Below are 24,609 nucleotides of genomic sequence, written 5' to 3'. Positions count from 1 at the left end.
GATTTTGAGTATAGTTAAGGTATTTGAATAGAGCGGGTATGCTCGTTTCAAATACCTTAATTTTGTTTTATGGAAAACTCAGGCACGATATAGATGACAGGAATTGTTTACAGATCCACGGGAAGTTGGTATGAAGTAAAAGGCACTGATGGTGAATTTTATTCGTGTAGGATCAAGGGTAAATTCCGTTTGAGCGGCATCAAGAGTACAAATCCAGTAGCAGTAGGCGACAAGGTGGATTTTGAAATCGAGAAGAAGGGCGATGAGGAAATAGGAATTATTAATTTGATTCACGACCGCGAGAATTACATCGTTCGCAAATCGGTAAATCTTTCTAAACAAACTCATATTATTGCGGCAAATGTTGATCAGGTATTTCTGTTGATTACACTCAACAATCCGCCAACCTTTACCTCTTTTATTGACCGGGTATTACTAACGGCAGAGGCTTATCAGATCCCAGCAGTACTGGTGTTCAACAAGATTGACACCTATAATGATGATCAAGATCAGGTGAGCATCGACCCAGAAACTGGTGAGGAACTACTTACAATGACTGAGTTGGATGAAGTCCGTTACTTGATGAGTCTTTACAAATCCATAGGCTATGAATGTATTGCTATCAGTGCTGAAACAGGTAAGAATATAGAGAAAATCAAGGAAAAGATGCTGGATAAGACCAGCATGTTTGCAGGCCATAGTGGTGCAGGAAAAAGTACGCTGGCAAATGCCGTCCAGCCGGGCCTAGACCTAAAGACTAAAAAAATCTCAGACCAGCACAGTCAGGGACAGCATACCACGACATTTGCGCAGATGTTTGATTTGGATTTCGGTGCTCGATTAATAGACACGCCGGGTATTAAAGGTTTTGGTGTTGTGGACATGGAGAAAGAAGAAATAGGAGGCTACTTCCCTGAAATTGCCGAACGCCAACAGGATTGTAAATTTCATAATTGCTTACATATGGAAGAGCCTAAGTGTGCTATCAAAGAAGGGGTTGAAAATGGAGAGATCCACTTGAGTAGGTATGAAAGTTATGTTCAAATCGTCAAGGGCGATGAGGATAATTACCGCCAGGACAAACATGCCATCACATGAGAGTAGTCATTCAAAGAGTGAAAAAGGCTAGTGTATCTGTTGACGATAGGGTCGTAGGCAGTATAGGCGTTGGTTTACTAGTTTTATTGGGAATCACGCAAGACGATTCACAAGCGGATATTGATTATTTAGTAAGAAAAATCTGCGGGTTGCGTATTTTTCCAGATGCGCATGGAACGATGAACTTGAGCATTGAAGATGTAGACGCTGATATTTTAGTCATTTCACAATTCACACTCTACGCCGAGACAAAAAAAGGAAATCGACCCAGTTACATAAATGCGGCAAGACCAGAAATCGCCATTCCTTTATATGAGGCTTTTATGAGTTCGCTTTCGCGAAAGCGAGATAGAGACATTCCAACCGGAACTTTTGGTGCAGATATGCAAGTAAGTCTCGTAAACGACGGGCCGGTTACCATCATTCTTGATAGTAAAGAATAATCGTTAAAAGTGTTGATTCTTGAAATTTTAGATCCCAAGAATGTTAAGATCACATTTTTGTGTTTATTTAATGTATGAAATCGCATAATTTGTGGAGCTTATGAAAAATATCTCAAGACTAGTGCTGGCGAGCCTCCTGTTTTGTAACACCTGGGGGAGCCAGGCACAAACGACGTCTAAATTCATCTCACTCACCACTCCCAAAGATTTAAAAGTCAATGCAAACTCTGTAGTACGTCAACATGATGTTACCCTTTATATTAAAGACGTAGATCAGGCTATTGTCGAAACAGATCGAATCATAACCGTGCTAAACGACTTGGGCATGCGGGATGTGAATGCTGCAAAATCTTACAGTGATAATTTCCAAATCAAGGATTTGCGAGCTGTTATCTACGACGCGTTAGGGAATGAAATTAAAACCATTAAGGAGAAAGATTTTAGAGATGTGAGTGCGGTGAGTGACTTTAGTTTGTACGAGGATAACCGTGTCAAATACATGGAATACACACCTAGATCGTACCCTATTACGGTACACTTTACGGCAAAAGTTGAAATAAGTTCAACCGCTTTCTTGCCTCGATGGATGCCTATGGAAGATTTTTATGTAGGTGTAGAGTCTAGCACCTTTAGGGTTCTTAATGATTCTGAGATCAATCTTAAAACTAAAGAGGAAAATTTTGAAGGCTATGAGGTTGCAGTTGATGGAAAAAATAAATGGAGTATTAGCAATGTCCCTGCACTCAAAAAAGAAGCCTACCAACCCAGTTTGTCAAAAACAACACCTATCGTAAAAGTAGCCTTAGAGGTTTTTAAAATGGAAGGTGTAGGTGGCGCAAATAAAGATTGGAAGCAATTTGGAAAATGGATGCACGATGAATTATTATCTGATGTACAAGAACTTCCACAAAACGTAAAAGATGAAATCAAAAGTCTTACAGCTGGAGCAAATACAGATAGAGAAAAAGCAGAAATAGTATACCAGTTCATGCAAGATCGCAGCAGGTACATCAGTGTACAAGTGGGTATAGGAGGATGGAAGCCAATCGATGCCAGTGAAGTTCATAACATGGCTTATGGAGATTGTAAAGGACTTTCTAATTATACCATGGCACTGCTCAAAGAGGTTGGTGTAGATGCTAATTACGTAGGTATTTATGGAGGGTCGAGTATTATAAATTTTGATACAGAGTTTTCCATGCCAGAAGGAAATCACGCAATCATCATGTTGCCGCAACTAGATGGTCAGGATGATGTATGGCTGGAATGTACGAGTAAAACCAATCCTTTTGGTTTTCTAGGTGGGTTTACAGACGATAGGGACGCTCTAGTAATTACTCCTGAAGGCGGTAAAATTATGCATACCACGGCCTACCCTGGTGATTTAAGCAAACAGCTTACGGTGGCCACAGTATCACTAAAGCCAGATGGGAGCGCTGCAGCAGAGCTAGAAATGACCACAACAGGCGTTCAATATGCATGGCGCAGTGATGTAATCGACAATACTGCTATAGACACAAAATCCAATTACATGGAACGCTGGAGTCATTTGAATGGAATGACAGTGATGGGGTCTGGAATCAATAACAATAAAAAAATTCCAGAGCTGCGAGAAAAAGTAGAGATGAATATTGAACGTTATGCTTCTAAAACGGGCAACCTGCTATTGTTTCACCCTGTTGTTTTCAATAGAAATACATCAGAGCCGCCAGTGTATGACAACCGCTATTTTGATGTAGAAATTCAGCGAGGTTATGTGGATATCGATCAATACACTATAGCATTAGAGCCTGGAATGGTGGTAGACGCACTTCCTGAACCCGTTGAAATAATCAATAAATTTGGAACTTACCAGCTGACAGTTTCAGCAAAAGGAGAAAATGAAATTGAAGTCAAGCGTTTTTTAAAGATGGAGTCAGGTACTTTTAAAAGTACAGAGTATGCCGATTTTAGAAAATTCAGATCAGATATAGTAAAGCACGACAATGCTCGTGGGGTCATTAAATTATAAATTAAAATATGAATAAGTTAGTAATTGTTGTAGTGATATGTCTAGTAGTAAGCTCCCTTACCATGGCACAAGATTATCGTTTTGGAAAAGTGGACGATATAGATTTTAAAAACACCTATGCGCAAGGAGAAGAAATTCCGGCTGCTGAAGTTTTATATCACAATGAAGATATAAGTTGGGATTACAGTGAAAACTCTGGATTTACACAAAAAAGAAGAATTCATGAGCGTATTAAAATCAATACGGCAGATGGTTTAGATTACGCAACTAAAAAAATCAGACTCTATAACGCTAGTGGTTCTAGAAAGGAAACCATGTCGAAACTTAAGGGACGGACTTATAATTTGATTGATGGAAAAATTGAAGATGAAAAGATCCGTAGTGAAAATGAATTTGAAGAGGAATTAAGTGAAAATTACAAGCAAGAATCCTTTACAATGCCAGATGCTAGGGTAGGGTCTGTAATTGAATATGAATACTTAATTAGCTCACCATTTATAACTATCGACGATGTTATTTTACAATATGACATCCCCATCAAAAGATCAGAAATTCGGGTTGTGATGCTCGAGTACTACATATACAATGTCATGTTCAATCCTAGAGCTGCCTATGAGCCAAGTATAACTAGGGGAGTTCAAGATGATAAGATTAGAGCAGAATTAGACGCAAAACAGTTCGAGCTAAGCAACCAGGTGCTAACACTAGAAGAGAATGATATTCCAGCCTTGAAAGAAGAGCCTATGATGGGTGCGGTAGATAATTTCAGAGCCAAAATAACTATAGAACTAGCAGCTAAAAAGTTTCCAAATCAAGCAATGGAAAAGATGTCTACTGGATGGGAGGCAGTAGCTAGTAGTATTTACGATAATGATGATTTTGGTGGTCAGTTGAAACGAACAAAGTTTTTTGAGGATGACTTAGCTAAACTTGTAGAAGGGGTGGTTAACCCTAAGGAGAAAGCTTCAAAAATTCTAAGTTTCGTACAAAATAAAGTTAAGTGGAATCAGTACTACGGGACTATGGCCCAAAAAGGATTGAAAGATGCTTATGAAGAAGGCTCTGGTAATGTAAGCGATATCAATTTACTACTTGTCTCCATGCTTAGAACTGCAGGAATAGATGCGAATCCTGTTTTAGTCAGTTCCAGAAATAATGGAACACCCTTATTTCCAACTCGATTTGGGTTTGATTATGTAGTAGCTCAAGCTAATTTCAACGATGGATATTACTTAATGGATGCTACTGATGAAAATACCGGCGTAAATTCATTACCTGTACGAGCGCTGAATTGGCAGGGAAGAGTAGTCAAAGACAACGGTAAGTCTGAATTTGTAAACTTGACACCGTCTGAATTGTCTACTGAGATGACCATTGCTAATGTAGCGTTAAACGAGGATTTGACTTTAACAGGGACGACGCAAAAAAGGATGACAGATTACCGTGCCTACGGTTTCAGATCTACCTACCGCGATAGAGTGTCAGATGATATTAGCAAGTATTTTATGGGCGATACGCCGGGATTTGAGATTAAGAACCTAGAAATGATGGATTTGAAAAATCCAGAAAAGCCAGTTGGAGCAAAATTTAATGTTACTCTTAAAAATGCTGCAGAAGCTATTGGGGATAAAATTTATGTCACCCCATTGTTAAACGAGCTTACTGATGAGAACCCTTTCAAATTAGAGGATAGACAATTTCCTATTGACTTTGTTTACCCACGAGGCTCAAAAACTATTGTGAACATTGACCTTCCAGAGGGCTATGCAGTAGAGTCCTTGCCGGAAAGCGCACAATACGTTTATGGCGATAATGTAGGAGTCTATAAGTATACGGTTTCCCAAAATGGGAATAGAATATCTGTAATGTCAGACTATACGATGAATGGCACCACTGTAATCCCTAACGATTATAAATTTTGGAAGCAGTTTTTCACCTCTATTGTAGATAAGGACGCTGAGAAAATCGTGTTGAAGAAAATATAAATGAGCTATTTCGCTTTCGCGAAAGCGGAATAATCACCGCAAAATAAGTCACTCGATTTGAGTTTAATCATCAGTATGGTCAGCGTATGAATTGGATCCGAAAACTTGGAATCTTTATATTGGTTTTTGGGTTCAATACAGCTAACGGGCAAGATATTACTTTTGGAGAAGTAGCTGCAAGTGATTTTAAACCAGTTGAGGAAGGTCTTGCAAGTCCTTACAGCGCTGAGGTGCTTTACAGAAAAGAGGAGATCAGTTGGTTGTTCAATATTTTCAGCGTCACGCAATATAAGAAGATACACGAACGGGTGCGTATCAATAAAGAAGAAGGCTTCAAATATGCGACCGTAAGCAATTCATTATTTGGATCGGAATCTGCTAGACATGAAATTATAAAGGACCTCAAGGCGGCGACCTATCAGCTAGTTGATGGGGTAGTTATCACCTATCCTATTGCAGATGCATCACAATTTGAGATAGTTTTAGAGGAGAATTCTAGGAAGTATTCTTTCACTATGAATTCAGTTGCTCCAGGTAGTATCGTTGAATATATGTATGAAATTGAATCTCCTTTTGGAGGTCGGTCTAGTATTGATCTCCAATATGATATTCCCATTAAAATTCTTGATGTAACTGCCCAACTCCCAGCTTATAATACGTATGACATATTATTTAATCCTAATTCGTCCTTTGTGCCTAGTATAGGGAATTCTCGAGTCGATCCAAGTGTTTTGTTAGGTAATAGAGCGGTAGGTGTTGCTACCACTCAAGTAGTAAATATTAAAGCGCACGATATTCCAGCATTGGAAGAGGAGCCTTTAACTTATAATATTGAGCAATACAGAGCTAGGATGTACTTTAGACGAACTTCCTCTAGATTTAGAGAACAACCATTACAGCGATATGATAAAAGCTGGGAAGAATTGTTCAAGGAGGTGTCCGATGAGATTTATACCAATGAATTAAAAAACACTGATTTTCTTAGAAAAGAGATTCCCCAGTCATTAAGGGAAATTACAACTAGAGAAGAGCAAGTCAACGCTGCGTTAGCTTTTGTAAGGTCTAAGGTAGCATGGAGTAAGTACGATGGATTTTACGCTAGTGAGCAGTTGAAAGAAGTATACGAGAGTGGCAGTGGTAATGTGGGTGCTATTAATCTCATCTTACTGGCAATACTTAAAGAACTGAATATGGAAGCCTATCCTGTAGTTTCCAGTAGTAAAGGGAATCCTGAGCCTTTATATCCCAGCACAGCCACCTTTGACTATTTGATAGTAGCAGTAAAATATGGGGATTCTTGGCTTCTGTGTGATGCTTCTTCAAAACTTACCGCGGCAGGAGAATTACCCGTGAGAGCGGCAAACGGGAAGGGCAGACTTATCAAACCAGATGGATTAACATGTTGGGTGAATTTAGAGCCAGATTATCAGTCCGAAGAGATTACTATGAATAACGCAGTGATAAATGAAGATCTGTCCATTTCATCAAACGTGAGAAAGCGCTACACTAAATTAGATGCGTATATTATGCGCAGTAAAATTGAATCCTTGGATAGTCTAGATTATAAGGAGATTATAGACCATGATACGGAAGTAGGTTTAGAAGAGATATCATTAGAAAACATAGATGAGTTGGAAAAGCCGTTGGAAATCTCATTTACATTTAAACAAAAAGGGATTGAAAAAATTGGAGGTTTCTATTACTTGAACCCCTTACTCGAGGAAAAGGTTGAAGAAAACCCTTTTAAATTAGAATCAAGAAAACTACCTATTAACTTCAAATTTCCATATTCACAGAAAAAAATTGTGAACTTTATCATTCCTAACGGTTTTGAAGTTGTAGCGCTTCCCAACTCTGAGAAATTGGTTTATGAAAGCGATGTTGCTTCATATCAATATGCCATTTCTCAAATAGGAAATAGGATTACCGTAGTTTCTGATTTTCAAATGAAAAATTCGATAATTGAACCAACTTTCTATATGCAATGGAAACAGTTTTTCACGTCAGTAATTGCTAAAAAGCAAGAAAAAATCGTCCTCAAAAAGATATAAATGAGCATCAAAAAATCACAAGAACAAGTGGACGCCTGGATTAAAAACCACGGTGTTCGTTATTTTAATGAGTTGACAAACATGGCTCAACTGACTGAGGAGGTTGGTGAAGTTGCTCGCATTATAGCACGTCGCTACGGCGAGCAAAGCGAGAAAGAAAGCGATAAGAATAAAGATCTAGGAGAAGAGCTGGCAGATGTGATGTTTGTAGTGCTGTGCCTTGCTAATCAAACAGGAACAGACTTAGAAACGGCATTTCAGAAAAAATTGGAGATCAAAACTATAAGAGATCACGACAGGCATCATTCTAACGACAAGCTTAAGCCATAACCTATGAACCTTCAACTTAAAGCTCCAAAATTAACGGTAGTAGAAAAGAAAGCGATTCAGATTACAGGCTCCAAAAGCGAAAGCAATCGACTGCTGATCTTGCAACAGCAATATCCTAACTTAAAAATAAAGAACCTATCCAACAGCGATGATACAGTGCATTTGCAGCATGCCTTAAACAGCGGTACTGATGTTTTAGACATTGGCCACGCAGGAACCGCCATGCGTTTTCTGACAGCTTATCTGGCAAATCAAGAAGGTCGCGAGGTGACACTTACGGGAAGTGCTAGGATGAAAGAACGTCCCATCGGAATATTGGTGGACGCATTAAGGTATCTAGGAGCCCAGATTGATTATTTAGAAAAAGAGGGCTATCCGCCATTACGCATCAAAGGAAAGAAATTACAAGGCGGTGAAGTGACCATGGATGCTGGAGTTTCTAGTCAGTATTTGAGCGCTTTGTTACTTATAGGTGCTCAAATGGAACATGGACTGCAACTACGTCTGGCTGGCAAACTCACTTCAAGGCCTTACTTAGAGATGACCACTTCGCTGTTGAAGGAAGTTGGAATTGGTACGCGGTTTGAAGAAAATCATATTCATATAGAGCCTAAAAAGACAATTTTAAACGTAAAAATTACCGTGGAATCGGATTGGAGCAGTGCGGGCTACTGGTACAGTTGGGTAGCCCTACAGTCTCCTGGATACGCGATGCAGCTGTCTTCTTATAAAAAGACCAGCCTTCAAGGTGATTCAAAGTTGGTAGATATCTATGAAAAATTGGGCGTCGCCACCAGTTTTGAAAATGATCACATCCTACTGGAAAAACGTCAGGACTTTCAGCATCCACAAAAACTGGAATTTGACCTGACCCAACAACCCGACCAGGCACAGACTATATTTGCGACTTGTATAGGTTTGGGTATAGACTTGAAGTTAACAGGCCTGCACACATTACGCATTAAGGAAACGGATCGTATTGAGGCGATGGCTGTAGAAGGAGCTCGCTTTCGCGAAAGCGAAATAAAAACATCTCCAGACACGATAGAAATTCATTTTCTTTCAAAAAGTCACTTTAAAGATAAGGTCTCAATTGATACCTACAAGGATCACCGTATGGCACTAGCATTTGCGCCATTATGCATGAAAACTACCTTGATAATCAGGGATGCTGATGTGGTGACTAAAAGCTATGGGGACTACTGGGAAGATATGAAAGCTGTAAAGGTCAACATAACAGAAATTTAAGTACTGATTTACTTGACAACGCCTATTGCAGGATCGTATATTTGCAAATTATAACTAAACCTATTTATGAAGTTATCACAATTCGGTTACAAGCTGCCAGAAGAGCTTGTAGCAAAGCATCCTGTTGAGAATAGAGACGATTCACGCCTTATGGTTCTGCACAAGAAAACCGGCGAGATAGAGCACAAGATGTTCAAGGATATCATGGACTATTTTGATGAGAAAGATGTCTTTGTGATGAATGATACTAAGGTTTTTCCAGCACGTCTTTACGGGAACAAGGAAAAAACAGGTGCCCGTATCGAGGTGTTTTTGTTGAGAGAATTGAACCCTACGACTAAGTTATGGGACGTTCTTGTAGACCCTGCAAGAAAAATTAGAATTGGGAACAAACTATACTTTGGTGAAGATGAAAGTCTAGTAGCTGAGGTGATTGATAATACTACTTCTAGAGGTAGAACACTGCGTTTTCTTTACGACGGCACTTATGAGGAATTCCGTAAAAAATTGAGAGAACTAGGTGAAACACCATTACCTAAAGAACTAGAACGTGAGGTAGAGCCGGAAGATGAAGAGCGTTACCAGACCATTTATGCAAAAAACGAAGGTGCTGTTGCAGCTCCTGTAGCTGGATTGCACTTCTCTAAGCACTTGTTGAAGCGCATGGAAATTAAAGGCATCATCACTACAAGTGTGACTATGCATATAGGTTTAGGTACCTTCTCCCCAGTAGAGGTAGAAGATTTGTCAAAACATAAAATGGACAGCGAGCAAGCGTTCATCACTCAGGAAACTTGTAATATTGTTAATGAGGCTATTGATAAGCGTAGAAATATCTGTGCTGTAGGAACTACGACCATGAGATCTTTAGAAAGTGCAGTAAGCAGTGACGGTCATTTAAATACATTCGATGGCTGGACTAATAAATTCATATTCCCAGAATATGAATTTTCTATTGCTAACAGCATGGTTACTAATTTTCATCATCCTAAATCAACTTTAATGATGCAAGCGGCAGCTTTTGCCGGCTATGATTTTTTGAAGAAGGCTTATGATATTGCCATGAAAGAAAAGTACAGATTCAGTACCTATGGTGATGCGATGTTGATCATTGACTAACGTTTAATTACTTAATTATCTTAAAATACACCCTTTAACTGCTACAGTTAAAGGGTTTTTTGTACCGTTATTGTATATTCGATCTTCCCCTAAATATTGACAAATGAAGAATATTTTCCTTTTAATCATTTTCCTTACGAGTGTAGCACTTAGTGCACAAGTAACTAATGAAGCGACACCACGCGGCTGGTCAGTACTGGAAAAGTCTGACGTAGCACCAATAGTGTTGCGTGCTCCAGATGTTAAGCAGTTAAAAAGTGAAGACCTTGCATCTCAAAATGATCTAAGAAAATCCTTGAGAGTGGGAAGTGAGATCAATGTTTCAATGAACCTGTTTAATAGTGGGACTTGGAAGAATCTTAGCAATGGAGATCGCATCTGGATGCTAAATGTAAAGGCAGAAAACGCAAAGTTTCTTAGAGCTATTTTTGATTTGTACAGTCTTCCAGAAGGTGCAGAATTGTATTTGTACAATAACCAAAGAACAGATAAAATTGGGCCTTATACCTCTAGTGAAAATCAAGAAGACGGTGTTCTAGGTTCTTGGATGATTTCTGGAGATCATTTATGGTTGGAATATTATGAGCCGGCAGCAGTAAAAGGACAGGGAAGATTGAGCTTGTCATCCATAACTTATGGGTACGTAGATGTTAATGCTGATAAAGATTCGATTGCAAAGATCAATGAATCTGGAGCATGTAATGTTGATGTATTGTGTGACCCTAACGTAGGGAATACTGGACAGAAAGATTGGAGCAATGCCCGTGATAATTATAAAAATTCAGTAGCTCGCATATTAATCTCGACCTCTCAGGGCTCTTTTCTTTGCACAGGATCGATGATCAATAACGCAGCTCAAGATACTACACCTTTCTTTTTAACTGCAAACCACTGCCTAGGGAGTGTAAACGATGGCGCAGGGTCTTCATTTAATGCCAGTGGATGGTCATTTGGCTTTCAATGGTTTACTACTACTCCGGACTGTGCAACTTTTGCTGGAACACAAGGGCCACAAAATCCCACTCGTGTTCTTTCAGGTGCACAATTAAGAGCGAATAATGATGATAGTGATTTCGCCTTATTCCTAATCAATCAAACGCCTCCAGCCGATTGGAATATCTACTATGCAGGATGGAATAGATCTACAGTTCCTTCAACTGCGCAATTTGGGATACACCATCCCTCTGGAGATATAATGAAAATTGCTAGAAATGACCAGACTTGCACGTCTGCCATTACAAGTTTTAATGGCAACCCAGCCGCACAAATGTGGAGAATCGAGAACTGGGACTATGGAGTGACAGAAGGAGGTTCTTCTGGTAGTTTTATATTGGATCAAAATGAACGTATCGTTGGTCAATTAGCTGGGGGTGCTGCTGCATGTTCAGGCACTTCAGATAATGGACAGTTTGATATTTACGGAAAGTTTGATATTAGTTGGAATAGCGGTTTTAACGCCTCTCAACGTTTAAGAGATTGGTTAGACCCTTCAAATTCTGGAGTGGTAACTCTGGATGGTGCTTACTACACCACTCTGGGTACGGAAGATGTTCCAGCAATTGAGCTAAACATCAAAATTTATCCTAACCCTTCTGGCGGTGTTTATACACTTGAAAGTGACTTGTCTGCAAGTTATCAGGTATTTAACTTAAACGGGCAGATGATTTTATCTGGAGCTACAGGCATATCAGGAAACCAATTAAATATTAGTGATGCTGCTGCTGGATTGTATTTTGTGAAAATCTCAGTTGGCGAGCAAACGATTACTAGAAAACTGGTCAAACAATAAAGACTGCTTAAAATACAAGGCGCGTCGCAGGATTTCTTAATTTTGCGCCGCGTTTTTTTATGGAACAATTGAAGGATACTAGAAAAGATATACGGTCATTAACTCTCGAGCAGCTGCGCGATTATTTTGTCGCGCAAGGTGAGAAAGCCTTTAGAGGGAATCAGATCTATGAATGGTTATGGAAAAAAGGGGCGCACTCTTTTGATGACATGACCAATCTTTCAAAGTCTACTCGTGAATTCCTCGACGGGCACTTCGTTATCAACCATATTAGGGTGGATGATATGCAGCGCAGTAGCGATGGGACCATAAAAAATGCAGTGAAATTACACGATGGTCTTACGGTAGAATCTGTAATGATTCCAACGGCTACCAGGACTACAGCTTGTGTTTCTTCTCAAGTAGGTTGCAGTTTGAACTGTGAATTTTGTGCGACAGCGCGTTTAAAACGCATGCGTAACCTAAATCCGGACGAGATCTACGATCAGGTCGTGGCGATAGATCAGCAAAGCAGGTCCTACTACAATCGACCACTTTCTAATATCGTATTCATGGGGATGGGTGAGCCTTTGATGAATTACAACAATGTCTTGAAATCCATTGATAAAATCACAGGAGATGACGGGCTAGGTATGTCGCCTAAACGTATCACAGTATCTACGAGCGGTGTTCCTAAAATGATGATGAAACTGGCAGATGACCAGCCTAAGTTCAATCTAGCGCTCTCTCTTCACAGCGCGATAAATGAAAAAAGGGTGAAGATCATGCCGTTCAATGAGCAATTCCCCTTAGAGGATATTAAAGAGGCTCTGAAGTACTGGTACGATATAACTGGCACTCGAGTTACTTATGAATACATCGTCTGGAAAGGATTCAACGACCAGATGGAAGATGTGCAAGCGCTAGTTGAGTTCTGTAAAGTAATCCCTTGCAAAGTGAATATTATTGAATACAACAGCATCGATGACGCAAGATTTGAGCAAGCGAGTAAAGAAGCCATCGACATGTACGAGCACGAGTTAGAAAAAAACAGAATTACCGTCAATATACGTCGCAGTCGTGGTAAAGACATCGACGCGGCCTGTGGGCAATTGGCAAATAAGTCCTCTTAAAAGAATGAGTTCGCTTTCGCGAAAGCGAACATCTATCAATATTGACTAGGATCTAACGGTGGTAGAACCTCCCCATTAAATGCAGGATGATCTAGCGGATACGGCTCTACTTTAAAAGCGTTATTGCTCAATTCGAATCCGTTTTGACTGTCTAAATTGTATTCCCAAACCACAATACTGCTAGCGTCAATCTCTCTTATAATATTAGCAGAATTACTAGTAATCAGTGTATTCCCGTTTTTGAGACGTCTAGCCCCAGAAGTTCGAGGTGAAAAGATTTCTGTGGTCTCATAAATAAAGGCAAAATTGGATGGAGCGTTCACCACGTTTGGTTGCAAATTGTAGCTGCCATTAGAATTGATAGGAACGCCTACTTCTACCACTGCTGATGTTGTAGCGCTGATGTTGTTGTTAAAAACTAAGAAACTTCCTCCAGCATTTGGTAGATTTCCAATGTAGCTGGCGTCATGTTGTTCGAAAAGCTTTTGATCTGAGGCATTTCCAGCTTTATAAGCTTGTGGATTTCCCCATCGGTAGAGTAAATCCCCACCTTTACCAGAATTGCCTCCAGAGCTTGTCGCCGCTTGTGCAGTAGTGGTACTGTGATCAATAACCCATATCTCATTAAAGACACGGCTGCTCACCACAATTTGATCCAGTTCCTCTATGTAACTGATGCTGTTGAAGTGAGTAAAATTAGAAGTGCCGTCACTGTAATTGACATCAATGCGTTCTGGGCTTGCGCTTACATCCCCAAAGTTAGCCTTAGTGCTGTCAAAATCTTGTACAAGGTGATCCCACAAGCTCCATTCCCAAACAATTTCTGCCTGATTATTAGCTACAGGACGCAATTCGATAATCTTGTCTGGCCAGATGTTCCCGTTTGGGATATTGTTAGGGTCACGACCATTATCTATAGCATCACTCGCTGCACGACGTTCCCATAAGGTGGCTAATAAATTTCCATTAGGTAATAAAGCGAGGTCATGATGGATGACTAGATCAGGATTGATAATAGAATATTCCCATGTTTTAGTACCAGCTGCGTCAAACCTTTCAATAATACCCGTCTGTCCGCCGAAGGTTACTGGTGGGTTAGGTGCTGTAGCTTGCCTGTAAATACTACCATCGTTAGTCAAGTATGCCATTAAGCCATTGCGCTCACTTGTCCATTTTCTAACAGGGAATCCCTGGCGATTCAGAAGGTATGTATCCTTAGTGAAAATAGGAGTTACAAGAATATAATCATCCTCATACTTATCAGTGATAGATACAGTCACCGCAGGAGAAAATTCAACAGGCTCAACTGGATCAATAATCGCAAGAGTATCATCGTCCGTACAGCTTACGAGTGCAAATAAAAAGCAAATTAAAAATAAGGGTACATTTTTCATACAAGTAATAAAACAATATTAAAACGGGTTCACAAATATAAGCTACTGAGATTGTTATTGATACTCACATTTCAATTCGATAATCAGGTATAAGATCTATCAAAACCAGATTCTCATCGCTGCATTAATTCCTTCCCCTTATCTTTGAAGCATGAAAGTCGTAGAGCAGATTAAGAACCCGATAAGCCATGAAATGGAACTCTTTGAAGAGAAGTTCAGGCTTTCTATGGCTTCTCGTATACCTCTACTCAATAGGATCACCTATTTCATTGTGAATCGTAAAGGGAAGCAAATGAGACCTATGTTTGTCTTTCTAGTTGCTAAAATGGTAGGTAATGGCCAGGTCAATGACCGCACCTACCGTGGTGCTGCAGTGATCGAGTTGATTCATACCGCCACTTTAGTTCACGACGACGTGGTGGATGAAAGCTTCAAACGACGCGGCTTCTTTTCCGTGAACTCGTTGTGGAAAAATAAGATCGCTGTGCTAGTTGGGGATTATTTGCTGTCTAAAGGTCTTCTACTGTCGATTGATAATAAGGATTTCGACCTACTCCAAATCATCAGTGTGGCGGTGCGAGAAATGAGTGAGGGCGAATTATTGCAAATTGAAAAAGCGCGACGTCTCGATATTACAGAAGAGGTTTATTACGATATTATTACTAAGAAAACCGCAACACTCATAGCTGCATGTTGCAGTCTAGGCGCATGTGCGATGGCACCAGAAAGTCCGGATGTTGAGAAAATGAGAAAATTTGGTGAACTGATAGGAATCGCTTTTCAGATCAAGGACGACCTTTTTGATTATGGCAATCAACGTATAGGCAAGCCCACAGGAATAGATATCAAAGAGCAAAAAATGACCTTGCCGCTTATTCATACGCTCAACACGGTCTCTAAAAAAGAAAAGAAGTGGCTCATCAATTCCGTGAAGCGTTACAATCGTGATAAGAAACGCGTTCGTGAAGTAATACAGTTTGTAAAAGATCATGGCGGACTTGATTATGCCGTCAATGCTATGTATGACTACAAAAACCGGGCGTTAGAGATCTTAAACACCTATCCAGATTCTGAGTATAAGACTTCTTTACTGATGATGGTAGATTACGTGATCGACCGGAAGAAGTGATTATTTGTGATGCTATTTCGCTTTCGCGAAAGCGAAATAATCTTCCAGATCTCTACATAAAACAGCTTGCGAAATCTATTGCTATTCCGCCATAAATTCCTTCAACTACCGCGCTTAAAAAAAGTACCTTTGCAGCTGCAAAAGCAGGATTATGAGTATTGTAGCAATCGTTGGTAGACCCAACACTGGAAAAAGCACCCTTTTTAACCGTTTGATCAAGCGCCGCGAGGCGATAACCGACGCTATCAGTGGAGTGACAAGAGATAGGCATTATGGGAAAAGCGACTGGAATGGCCGTGACTTTTCAGTCATTGATACGGGTGGTTATGCCATAGGTAGTGATGACGTATTTGAAGAAGAAATTGACAAGCAAGTAGAGCTCGCAATAGATGAAGCTGATGTGATCCTTTTTATGGTAGATGCCTCAGATGGGATTACTAGAGAAGATGAGGATGTGGCTAATTTATTGCGCAAGGTTAAAAAACCTGTTTTATTGGTGGTCAATAAAGTGGATAATCCGGCGAGAGAGCAAGATGCCTATGAGTTTTATAATCTAGGTTTAGGGGATTATCATTCTATTTCTAGCATTAGCGGTAGTGGTACGGGTGATTTGCTAGATGCAGTAGTAGAAGCTTTACCAGAGCATGTTGAAACGGTAGAAGAGGACTTGCCTCGATTTGCTGTGGTAGGTCGTCCTAATGCGGGTAAATCTTCCTTTATCAATTCATTGATAGGCGAGGAGCGCTATATTGTTACGGATATTGCAGGGACCACTCGTGATTCCATTGATACTAAATACAATCGTTTTGGATTTGAGTTCAATCTAGTGGATACCGCTGGTATACGTCGTAAGAAAAAGGTTAAAGAAGATCTAGAATTTTACAGTGTAATGCGCAGTGTACGCGCTATTGAGCACTGTGATGTTTGTTTGATTGTTATGGACGCCACCCGTGGGTTTGATGGTCAGGTACAAAATATATTTTGGCTGGCAGAACGTAACCGCAAAGGAATCGTGATACTGGTGAATAAATGGGACTTGGTAGAAAAAGAAACCAATTCTGTTAGAGATTATGAAGCACAAATACGCCGTGAGATGGAGCCATTTACAGATGTGCCTATTGTCTTTATCTCCGTTCTTAACAAGCAACGTATTTTCAAGGCTATAGAAACAGCGGTAGAAGTTTACAAAAACCGCAGTAAGAAAATTAAGACCAGCAAGTTGAATGAGGTGCTGTTACCTATTATAGAACACACGCCGCCACCATCTTTGAAAGGGAAGTTTGTAAAAATCAAGTTTATTACTCAGCTGCCTACACCGCAGCCGCAATTTGCTTTTTTCTGTAATCTCCCTCAATATGTGAGAGACCCTTATAAGCGATTTTTAGAAAATAAATTGCGAGAGAACTTTGATTTTCACGGCGTCCCTGTGAGTGTGTATATGAGAAAAAAGTAAAAAGGAATAGTTCTTGATGACCTTTTTTGACCAACCAAACCATTTATGAATAAATTCGTTATTGCAGCGCTACTCTTAGGTAGCCTGTTCGTCCATTCTCAACAATTTACTATTACTGGGACAGTAACTGATTCTGTTACTAAACAAAAACTCTTAAGTGCAACTGTTTTTCTAGAGTCCGTTGAGGATTCAACCTTGATCACTTACTCCATCACAGATATTGATGGAAAGTTCAATTTGACTGGGAATACAAACTATGAGCTTTTAAATTTTTATACTTCGTTTCAAGGCTATCAGGAAATTACTCGAGTACTCGATTTGAGTAAAAACCGTCAGATCGATATGGGGAATATAATGTTGAGCAACGATATCGAATCCTTAGGGGATGTAGTTGTTACTGCGAGAAAGGCACCTATTACTTTAAAACAAGATACATTAGAGTTTAATGCTAAGTCGTTCAATACTAAAGCTGACGCTACATTAGAAGATGTTATTAAAGAATTACCTGGCGTTGAATTGGATAAGGACGGTAATATCACTGTTAATGGAAAACAGGTGACTAAGATTTTGGTGAACGGGAAAGAGTTCTTTGGTGACGACCCGCAAATTGCTTTAAAAAATCTACCAAAAGAAATCATTGATAAAATTCAGGTCACCGAATCTAAAACAGAAGAACAAAAACAAAGTGGTGATGCAGGTGATGATAATGCCAGTGAGATCAATATCACCATTGATGAGGACAAGAATAAAGGCTGGTTTTCTAGGCTTACCGCAGGAGCTGGAACTGATGATAGGTACTCCATGAGTGGTATTGCTAATTATTTTAAGGACGAATTGAGAGTTAGTGTTCTAGGAAGTAGCAATAACATCAATTCACCAGGATTCAGTTTTGATGAAATTTATGACGCCATGGGGAGCAGTGCTTATTCCATCAGTCGCAGTTCTAATGGTAGTTTTGGGATCAATGGAGTCAACTTTGGTAGCAATAGTGGTATCACAAGCAGTAGATCTGCAGGTTTCAATTACAGCGACGAGTACGGTGAGAAAGTAGAGGCAGATGCCAACTACTTTTATGGACGCTCTGATAACATATCGGCCACTGATTCCAGAAGGACGACTTTCCTTCCAGATCGTACGTTTACTACTACTAGTTCGAACAATAGCAATAGCCTAGGGAACAATCACAGGTTTGGAAGTCGTATCACTGTAAAACCAGATACGCTCACCTCCATCTACTTTAGACCTAGAGCAACGCTTTCTGATAATAGCAGTAATTCTAATCAGTTCTCTGCTTCTCGAGATGAAGACGGGAACTTGATAAATGATGTAACTACGACCAGTAACAATATATCGGATAACAGAAATCTGGGGGCTAACCTTTATGTTAGTAGACGTTTGAAAACTAAAGGAAGCTTTATAAGCCTCTCTGCAGATTTTAGTGAAGATCAGAACAATTCAGACAATCGTTTTAATTCAGAACGTAATACGTTCAATAATAACACCACGACTACTGATATTCAAAACCAGTTGATCAATCAAAATACGAGAAACACCACCTATAGTTTTGGGCCGCGATATCGTCAGGCATTGGATAGCAATTGGCGTGCTTCGGTAGAATATAATTACCAGCATAGAGATCAAAGTAGTGAGCGTAATGTTTTTGATATTGATCCTAATAGTGGAAACAGGGATTTCAATACGACCTTGAGCAATGACTTTGATGTAATAAGCACGCAACAACGTCCAGAAGTTGGCGTCTCCTATGAAAAGGGAGAATTCCGCATGGAATTAGGCACTGGATATATCTTCCAAACCTTAGAAAGTGAGGATGTTTTACAACAAGTAAGCTTCAGTAAGGATTTCAACAACCTGTTTTTACAAGCCAACCTACGTCAGAAAATAGGAAAATTTGGTCAAGTTTATTTGTACTACAACAATAGTGTTGACGTACCAAGTGTTCGTGAGTTACAACCTGTAGAAGACCGTACAAATCCTACTAATATCGTTGTAGGTAATCCTGATCTAGACGCAACGATCAGGCATAATGTAAATCTCAATTGGAGTAATTACGATTGGGAAAAAGGATCTGGATTTTACATGGGTGGTAATATGTCCTTTAACAAAGATGCAGTCGCTGCAATCACCACGACTGATGATGACTTGATTAGAACAACTACCTACACAAATGTTGACGGGAATAGAAATGGATATTTGTATTCTAGTTTTAGCAAAACATGGAAAAAAGACAAGCGTGACATTGGTGGAGATATCTCCATAAATGCTAATTATAACCGTTTCGTTTCCTTTACTAATGGTATTCAGTTTGCCAGTGAATCCTTAGGAATTACGCCAGGAGCTAGTTTTGAATACAGTATTCGTGACCTGTTTGAAATTGAACTGGATTACAGTTTGAACCTGAATTCAACAGCATACGACATCGCTTCTATAGAAGACCAAAGTTTTACTAATCATACAGCAGCCATTGATTTGACTACTTTTTGGCCAGAAAATTTAACCATGGGATTGCGAGGAGAATACAACAGATTTGGTAATGTCTCTTCAGAATTTGATAATGACAGCTTTGTTTTGATAGGAAGTCTAGGCTACAAGTTTGCAAAGGATAAGGCTATTTTAAAAGTCACGGCTTATGATTTACTCGATCAGGTGATTGCAACACGTCGTAATGTAAACCAGGATTTCGTACTTGATACAAGCAGCCTGGTATTACAACAATATTTCATGTTGAGCTTCACCTATAAATTGTCCAAATTTGGTGGATCAGATCCGGATAACAATAAAACTAAATTTTTCTAGAGAGTTCGCTTTCGCGAAAGCGAACTCATCAACAACCTACTGCAAAGGTTTTACATCTATTTAGTTCTCAATTTCTAGCACTTTAAGCAACCCAAAAGCGCATTGTCCCGTACATGATATGGGTAATAGCTTCTTGTAGCCATTACATATTGCATAACTTGCGCCTTCAAAAGATTTAAATTGACACAACAGCCCATCATTAAAGTCCTGATTCCTGCATTCAATGAGGCAGGTTCTGTTGGGCTTGTGATACAGGATTTACCAAAATATATTGATGAAGTAATTGTAGTCAGTAACAATTCTACAGATCAAACCGTCGCAAATGCCATGGCGGCTGGAGCCACAGTACTCCAGGAGTCTAGGCGTGGTTATGGGTTTGCTTGTTTAAAAGGCATGGATTACATCGCAGGCCTAGAACGACAACCAGATATTCTCGTGTTTATTGATGGCGACTACAGCGATTATCCAGAACAGTTGCCTTTGCTTACTGCGCCTATTATCGAGCGAGATATCGATTTTGTTATAGGAGCTCGTGATAAAAAATTACGAGAAACAGGATCGATGACAGGTCCTCAGATTTTTGGCAATTGGCTGGCCACTAACCTGATGAAGTTATTTTTTAATTCAAGGTTTACTGATTTAGGCCCATTTAGAGCGATCAAATATGAAAAGTTAGTTGCGTTACAAATGCAAGATCAAACCTACGGTTGGACCGTAGAAATGCAATTGAAAGCGTTGAAGAAAAACTACACTTATGAAGAGGTTCCTGTACGCTACCGTAATAGAATAGGCGTGTCCAAAGTGTCAGGAACATTCAAAGGTGCTATCTTTGCAGGCGTTAAGATATTGACATGGATCTTCAAATACGGGCTTAAAAAATGATACTGGAGTGGATTTGTATCATTATCTATTCAGCATCATTAATTATGATCCTGTTTTATGCACTTTCCCAATTGAATTTATTGGTGAATTACCTGCAGGCAAATAGAAAAGCCTCCGCCACTAACTACCAAGTCCCTACTAAGGCAGATTTGCCCTATGTAACTATACAACTGCCCGTTTTTAATGAGTTGTATGTTATAGAGCGGTTATTAGAAAACATCGCCCTCATTGATTACCCCAAAGACAAACTAGAAATCCAAGTGCTAGATGATAGCACAGATGAATCACTAGAGATCACCTCTATGGAGGTAGATAAACTTCAAAATCTGGGATTCGACATTCAGCACATCATGAGGACTGATCGCAGCGGTTATAAAGCCGGTGCACTTAAAGAAGGTCTCAAAACCGCCAAAGGAGAATTCATCGCCATATTTGATGCTGATTTCCTTCCACAACCAGACTGGCTTCTTAAAACGGTAGGATATTTTCAGGATCCAGATATAGGCGTTGTACAAACCCGATGGTCCCATTTGAACAGAAACTACAGTATACTGACGCAGATCCAAGCATTTGCACTAGATGCGCATTTCACCCTAGAACAAGTAGGCCGTAATTCAAAAGGTCATTTTATAAACTTCAACGGCACTGCAGGAATATGGCGCAAACAAACCATATACGACGCTGGAAACTGGCAGGGCGACACCTTGACTGAGGACCTAGACCTAAGTTACCGCGCCCAACTCAAGCAATGGAAGTTCAAATACCTAGAAGACGTCACCACTCCAGCGGAATTGCCCATCGTCATCAGTGCTGCTCGTTCCCAGCAGTTCAGATGGAATAAAGGTGGCGCAGAGAATTTTCAAAAGATGTTCAAACGTGTTTTGAGCAGCAAGACCATTTCAGCCAAAACAAAGTTTCATGGGATTTTACATTTATTAAACAGCACCATGTTTCTCAATGTGCTGATTGTTGCTGTACTAAGCATTCCTATGCTGTATATTAAAAACGAGTACGAGCATTTGAAAGTTTACTTTATAGTGATGAGCTTTTTCGTGATCAGTACACTCATCTTTTTTGTGTGTTATTGGTACATGTATCGCAACATCTATGGCGGTGGTTTCAAAAATTTCGTCACTTACATTGGTATGTTTTTCACTTTCTTTTCTATTGCGATGGGATTTTCTTTACATAATTCGATTGCGGTAATAGAAGGTCATATAGGAAAGCGCAGTGAGTTTGTGCGCACGCCTAAGTTCAATTTAACCGCCGTGGGTAGCAATTGGAAAGCCAATAAATACTTACGCAAAAAGCTGAGCCCCAATGTTGTTATTGAAGGCTTATTGACGCTCTATTTTATCTTCGGTTTATACTCTGCCTTTATAGTAGGTGATCAAGGCGGCGATTTTGGACTATTTCCTTTTCATTTAATGCTGGTCATCGGTTTTGGGTTTGTATTTATTCGCAGTCTAACGGACAAGCAATAGATGAAAGCGCGGTTGCAAAACGGTTTTGGAATCTTGCTGATCCTCAGTTTTTTAGAGTGTGCTGTCTTTAGTTCGCTTCCGCGAAAGCAGTTTCTCGACAGTCTCATCTGCTACACCACACTATTTGTGTTTTTCGGTGGATTTTACTGGATTTTCAAAACGGCTCAATCCCGAGAAATTCAGCTATTTTCTTTTAAGCTAGGACGTTTGTGGCAGCGGCCTCCTCATATTTTGGTTTGGTTAATTGCGGGTATCGTATTGCGACTGGTTTTTTTATGGAACACGCCCACATTATCACAAGATTTCTTTCGGTTTATCTGGGACGGTCATTTGCTGCTCAACGGTCTGAATCCTTACATATATCTACCAGATGATTTAATAGCTGCTGGCGTTGAGGTTGTGCCAAATGCACAGCTGCTGCATTCCTCCATGGGAGAACTTTCTAGCGGTCATTATACGAACTACCCACCACTCAATCAACTTTTCTTTGCAGCTGCGGCTTACTTAGGAGGTGATAATTTATTGATGACGGTCGTATGGATGCGGGTGTTCATTATTGCTGCAGATGTAGTGGTGTTTTTCTATGGGCTCAGGTTGCTGCGCTTGATAGGCAAACCTGATTATTTGATCTTGCTTTACTTTTTGAATCCATTTGTAATTATTGAGTTGACTGCAAACTTGCACTGGGAAGGAGTGATGGCATGTTTGATGCTTATGGGAGTGTATTATTTTATCACCTACCAGCGTTTGAAGAGTCCTGTTTTTATAGGTTTTAGCATCTTATTAAAGCTATTGCCAGTCATGATTTTGCCGTTGTTGTTGAAAGGTATGAAATGGAAAAGGTGGTTTTTATACTTCGGCATTTTAGCTGCTACAGTTTCACTCGGATTCGCTCCATTTATTTCAGCAGATTTGATTGAAAACTATGGGTCTTCTGTAGGGCTTTGGTTTGGAACATTTGAATTTAATGCAAGTGTATATTATATCATTCGAGAGATAGGGTTCCAGATCACTGGTTATAACATTATAGGCACGGTAGGTAAAATTTTGCCTGTAATTACATTGATGTCTATTCTATTGCTTGCTGTAATTCGCAAAAATCAATTTCCAGAAATCCTACTAACCAGCATTCTGTTCTCTTTTACAATTTACCTGTTGTTCTCCACCACCGTGCATCCTTGGTATTTGACCATACCTTTATTATTCTCAATTTTCACAAAATACCGTTACATGGTTATTTGGAGTGGCTTGGTTTTCGTGAGTTATTCAGCATACTCGAACGCCTTGTTTCAAGAAAATATGTGGTGGATTGGAATAGAATATTCGATGGTCATAGCTTTTCTAACCTATGAATTATGGGTTCAATCTCGATGGATGCCCAACACGAGATATAAATAGATTAAATTAAGTAGCTATATAACAGCCTATTGACAGGATTGTCGCAAGAGTGTCACAGATAAGTCAAGACTTAAATTCCAGAGTTGGTATTTCTCTCAGCTACTTTTGGATCCAACTTTAAAAATAAAACCATGGAATCCATTGCTTCTAAAATAAAACAAGCCCGTATAAGGAAAGGCATGTCTCAAGAAGAACTCGCAGACCAGTCTCAAATTAGCCTGCGCACTGTTCAACGCATCGAGAATGAGCAGAACGAACCTCGCGGGAAAACCTTGCAATTGATATGCGATACATTGCAAATCAATATTGAAGATCTATTAGATTATGGGAAGAAGGAAGACCGACAGTTTCTGATGTTCTTCCACCTATCAGTCATTTGTGGTGTATTTATTCCCGCAGGAAACATCATTCTCCCTATGATTCTCTGGCTGACTAAAAGAGATAAAATAATCGGGCTCAATAGAGTGGGAGCTAGATTACTAAACTTTCAAATAGTCTGGACCATACTTTCCTATTCCTTGCCGATAGTTATCATGTTTTTTGGATCGGATCTAGAGCCATATTTTCAATTTGTCGATAACATACCCACCTTTAATTCGATCATCTATAGTTTTGGAGGATTTAGTTTTATCAATTATGCGTTAGCGGTTGTTTTTGCCATTTTAAATTACCGCGACAAACAGATAACTTATCCCAGTATTATCCCGATGATCAAGTAGTTTATCTTTCTAAGCGTTAGCGGGTGAAAGTCGAGAAGGAGTGAGAAGGTAATTCTGAAATCAGTGATGATTCGATTTTAGTCATAGATAAAAGATAAATTACTTAGAAAGGATCGCCTGCATCAAAAAAAGAGTGTCTGAAACGCAGTT

Annotated in this window: 18 protein-coding genes; 17 read left to right on the top strand and 1 reads right to left on the bottom strand. The window is 39.7% G+C overall.

Annotated features, from left to right (window positions below; genetic code table 11):
- Positions 1-93 precede the first annotated feature (93 nt).
- From rsgA to rlmN, 10 genes are all read left to right on the top strand, one after another.
- The gene (gene rsgA, locus NMS_RS01820) at positions 94-1,098 is read left to right on the top strand and encodes a ribosome small subunit-dependent GTPase A (protein ID WP_041495113.1); all 1,005 of its coding nucleotides are present in this window, start codon (positions 94-96) and stop codon (positions 1,096-1,098) included.
- Positions 1,095-1,541 (top strand): D-aminoacyl-tRNA deacylase, encoded by a 447-nt coding sequence (gene dtd, locus NMS_RS01815; protein WP_041495112.1) that lies wholly within the window; start codon positions 1,095-1,097, stop codon positions 1,539-1,541. Before rsgA ends, dtd begins: the two co-directional genes overlap by 4 nt.
- A 100-nt stretch (positions 1,542-1,641) precedes the next feature.
- Entirely contained in the window at positions 1,642-3,552 is a 1,911-nt protein-coding gene (locus NMS_RS01810; protein WP_041495111.1) for a DUF3857 domain-containing protein, read from the top strand.
- Between the two features lie 8 nt (positions 3,553-3,560).
- Entirely contained in the window at positions 3,561-5,537 is a 1,977-nt protein-coding gene (locus NMS_RS01805) for a DUF3857 domain-containing protein (RefSeq protein ID WP_084217584.1), read from the top strand.
- 86 nt (positions 5,538-5,623) lie between these two features.
- Positions 5,624-7,588, top strand: coding sequence for a DUF3857 domain-containing protein (locus NMS_RS01800; protein WP_041495109.1), 1,965 nt, complete (start codon positions 5,624-5,626; stop codon positions 7,586-7,588).
- Positions 7,589-7,918, top strand: a complete 330-nt coding sequence (locus NMS_RS01795) for a nucleotide pyrophosphohydrolase (protein WP_041495108.1) — start codon at positions 7,589-7,591, stop codon at positions 7,916-7,918.
- Between the two features lie 3 nt (positions 7,919-7,921).
- Positions 7,922-9,166 (top strand): 3-phosphoshikimate 1-carboxyvinyltransferase, encoded by a 1,245-nt coding sequence (locus NMS_RS01790; protein ID WP_041495107.1) that lies wholly within the window; start codon positions 7,922-7,924, stop codon positions 9,164-9,166.
- A gap of 66 nt (positions 9,167-9,232) precedes the next feature.
- Positions 9,233-10,285 (top strand): tRNA preQ1(34) S-adenosylmethionine ribosyltransferase-isomerase QueA, encoded by a 1,053-nt coding sequence (gene queA, locus NMS_RS01785; RefSeq protein ID WP_041495105.1) that lies wholly within the window; start codon positions 9,233-9,235, stop codon positions 10,283-10,285.
- 103 nt (positions 10,286-10,388) lie between these two features.
- Positions 10,389-12,074 carry a T9SS type A sorting domain-containing protein gene (locus NMS_RS01780; protein ID WP_041495104.1) on the top strand — a complete coding sequence of 562 codons (1,686 nt, stop codon included), beginning with the start codon at positions 10,389-10,391 and terminating at the stop codon, positions 12,072-12,074.
- 59 nt (positions 12,075-12,133) lie between these two features.
- Positions 12,134-13,186: a 23S rRNA (adenine(2503)-C(2))-methyltransferase RlmN gene (gene rlmN, locus NMS_RS01775; protein ID WP_197539474.1), complete on the top strand. Its 1,053-nt coding sequence runs from the start codon at positions 12,134-12,136 to the stop codon at positions 13,184-13,186.
- 35 nt (positions 13,187-13,221) lie between these two features.
- Here the strand turns inward: rlmN and NMS_RS01770 are convergent, their stop codons facing one another.
- On the bottom strand, positions 13,222-14,580 hold the full coding sequence (locus tag NMS_RS01770; protein WP_052476639.1) for an aryl-sulfate sulfotransferase: 1,359 nt from the start codon (positions 14,578-14,580) through the stop codon (positions 13,222-13,224).
- 151 nt (positions 14,581-14,731) lie between these two features.
- Here NMS_RS01770 and NMS_RS01765 point away from each other — a divergent pair, with 151 nt between their 5' ends.
- The 7 genes from NMS_RS01765 to NMS_RS01735 all read left to right on the top strand — a co-directional run bounded on the left by NMS_RS01765 (position 14,732) and on the right by NMS_RS01735 (position 24,459).
- Positions 14,732-15,709 carry a polyprenyl synthetase family protein gene (locus tag NMS_RS01765; RefSeq protein ID WP_041495103.1) on the top strand — a complete coding sequence of 326 codons (978 nt, stop codon included), beginning with the start codon at positions 14,732-14,734 and terminating at the stop codon, positions 15,707-15,709.
- 148 nt (positions 15,710-15,857) lie between these two features.
- A complete protein-coding gene (der, locus tag NMS_RS01760; RefSeq protein ID WP_041495101.1) occupies positions 15,858-17,162 on the top strand; it encodes a ribosome biogenesis GTPase Der in 1,305 nt (434 codons plus the stop codon).
- 45 nt (positions 17,163-17,207) lie between these two features.
- Entirely contained in the window at positions 17,208-19,976 is a 2,769-nt protein-coding gene (locus NMS_RS01755; RefSeq protein WP_041495100.1) for an outer membrane beta-barrel protein, read from the top strand.
- A 180-nt stretch (positions 19,977-20,156) separates the two neighbouring features.
- The gene (locus NMS_RS01750; protein WP_041495099.1) at positions 20,157-20,858 is read left to right on the top strand and encodes a glycosyltransferase family 2 protein; all 702 of its coding nucleotides are present in this window, start codon (positions 20,157-20,159) and stop codon (positions 20,856-20,858) included.
- Positions 20,855-22,342 carry a cellulose synthase family protein gene (locus NMS_RS01745; protein ID WP_041495098.1) on the top strand — a complete coding sequence of 496 codons (1,488 nt, stop codon included), beginning with the start codon at positions 20,855-20,857 and terminating at the stop codon, positions 22,340-22,342. The genes NMS_RS01750 and NMS_RS01745 overlap by 4 nt, the downstream gene beginning before the upstream one ends.
- Complete coding sequence (locus tag NMS_RS01740) at positions 22,343-23,740, top strand: glycosyltransferase 87 family protein (RefSeq protein WP_041495096.1); 1,398 nt, start codon at positions 22,343-22,345, stop codon at positions 23,738-23,740.
- Between the two features lie 131 nt (positions 23,741-23,871).
- Positions 23,872-24,459 carry a helix-turn-helix domain-containing protein gene (locus tag NMS_RS01735; protein WP_041495094.1) on the top strand — a complete coding sequence of 196 codons (588 nt, stop codon included), beginning with the start codon at positions 23,872-23,874 and terminating at the stop codon, positions 24,457-24,459.
- Positions 24,460-24,609: the final 150 nt, after the last annotated feature.

Origin of the sequence: Nonlabens marinus S1-08, assembly GCF_000831385.1 — a bacterium.
Taxonomy (GTDB): domain Bacteria; phylum Bacteroidota; class Bacteroidia; order Flavobacteriales; family Flavobacteriaceae; genus Nonlabens; species Nonlabens marinus.
Note: the sequence above shows the minus strand (reverse complement) of the source record. Positions and strands in the feature narration are given on the sequence as shown.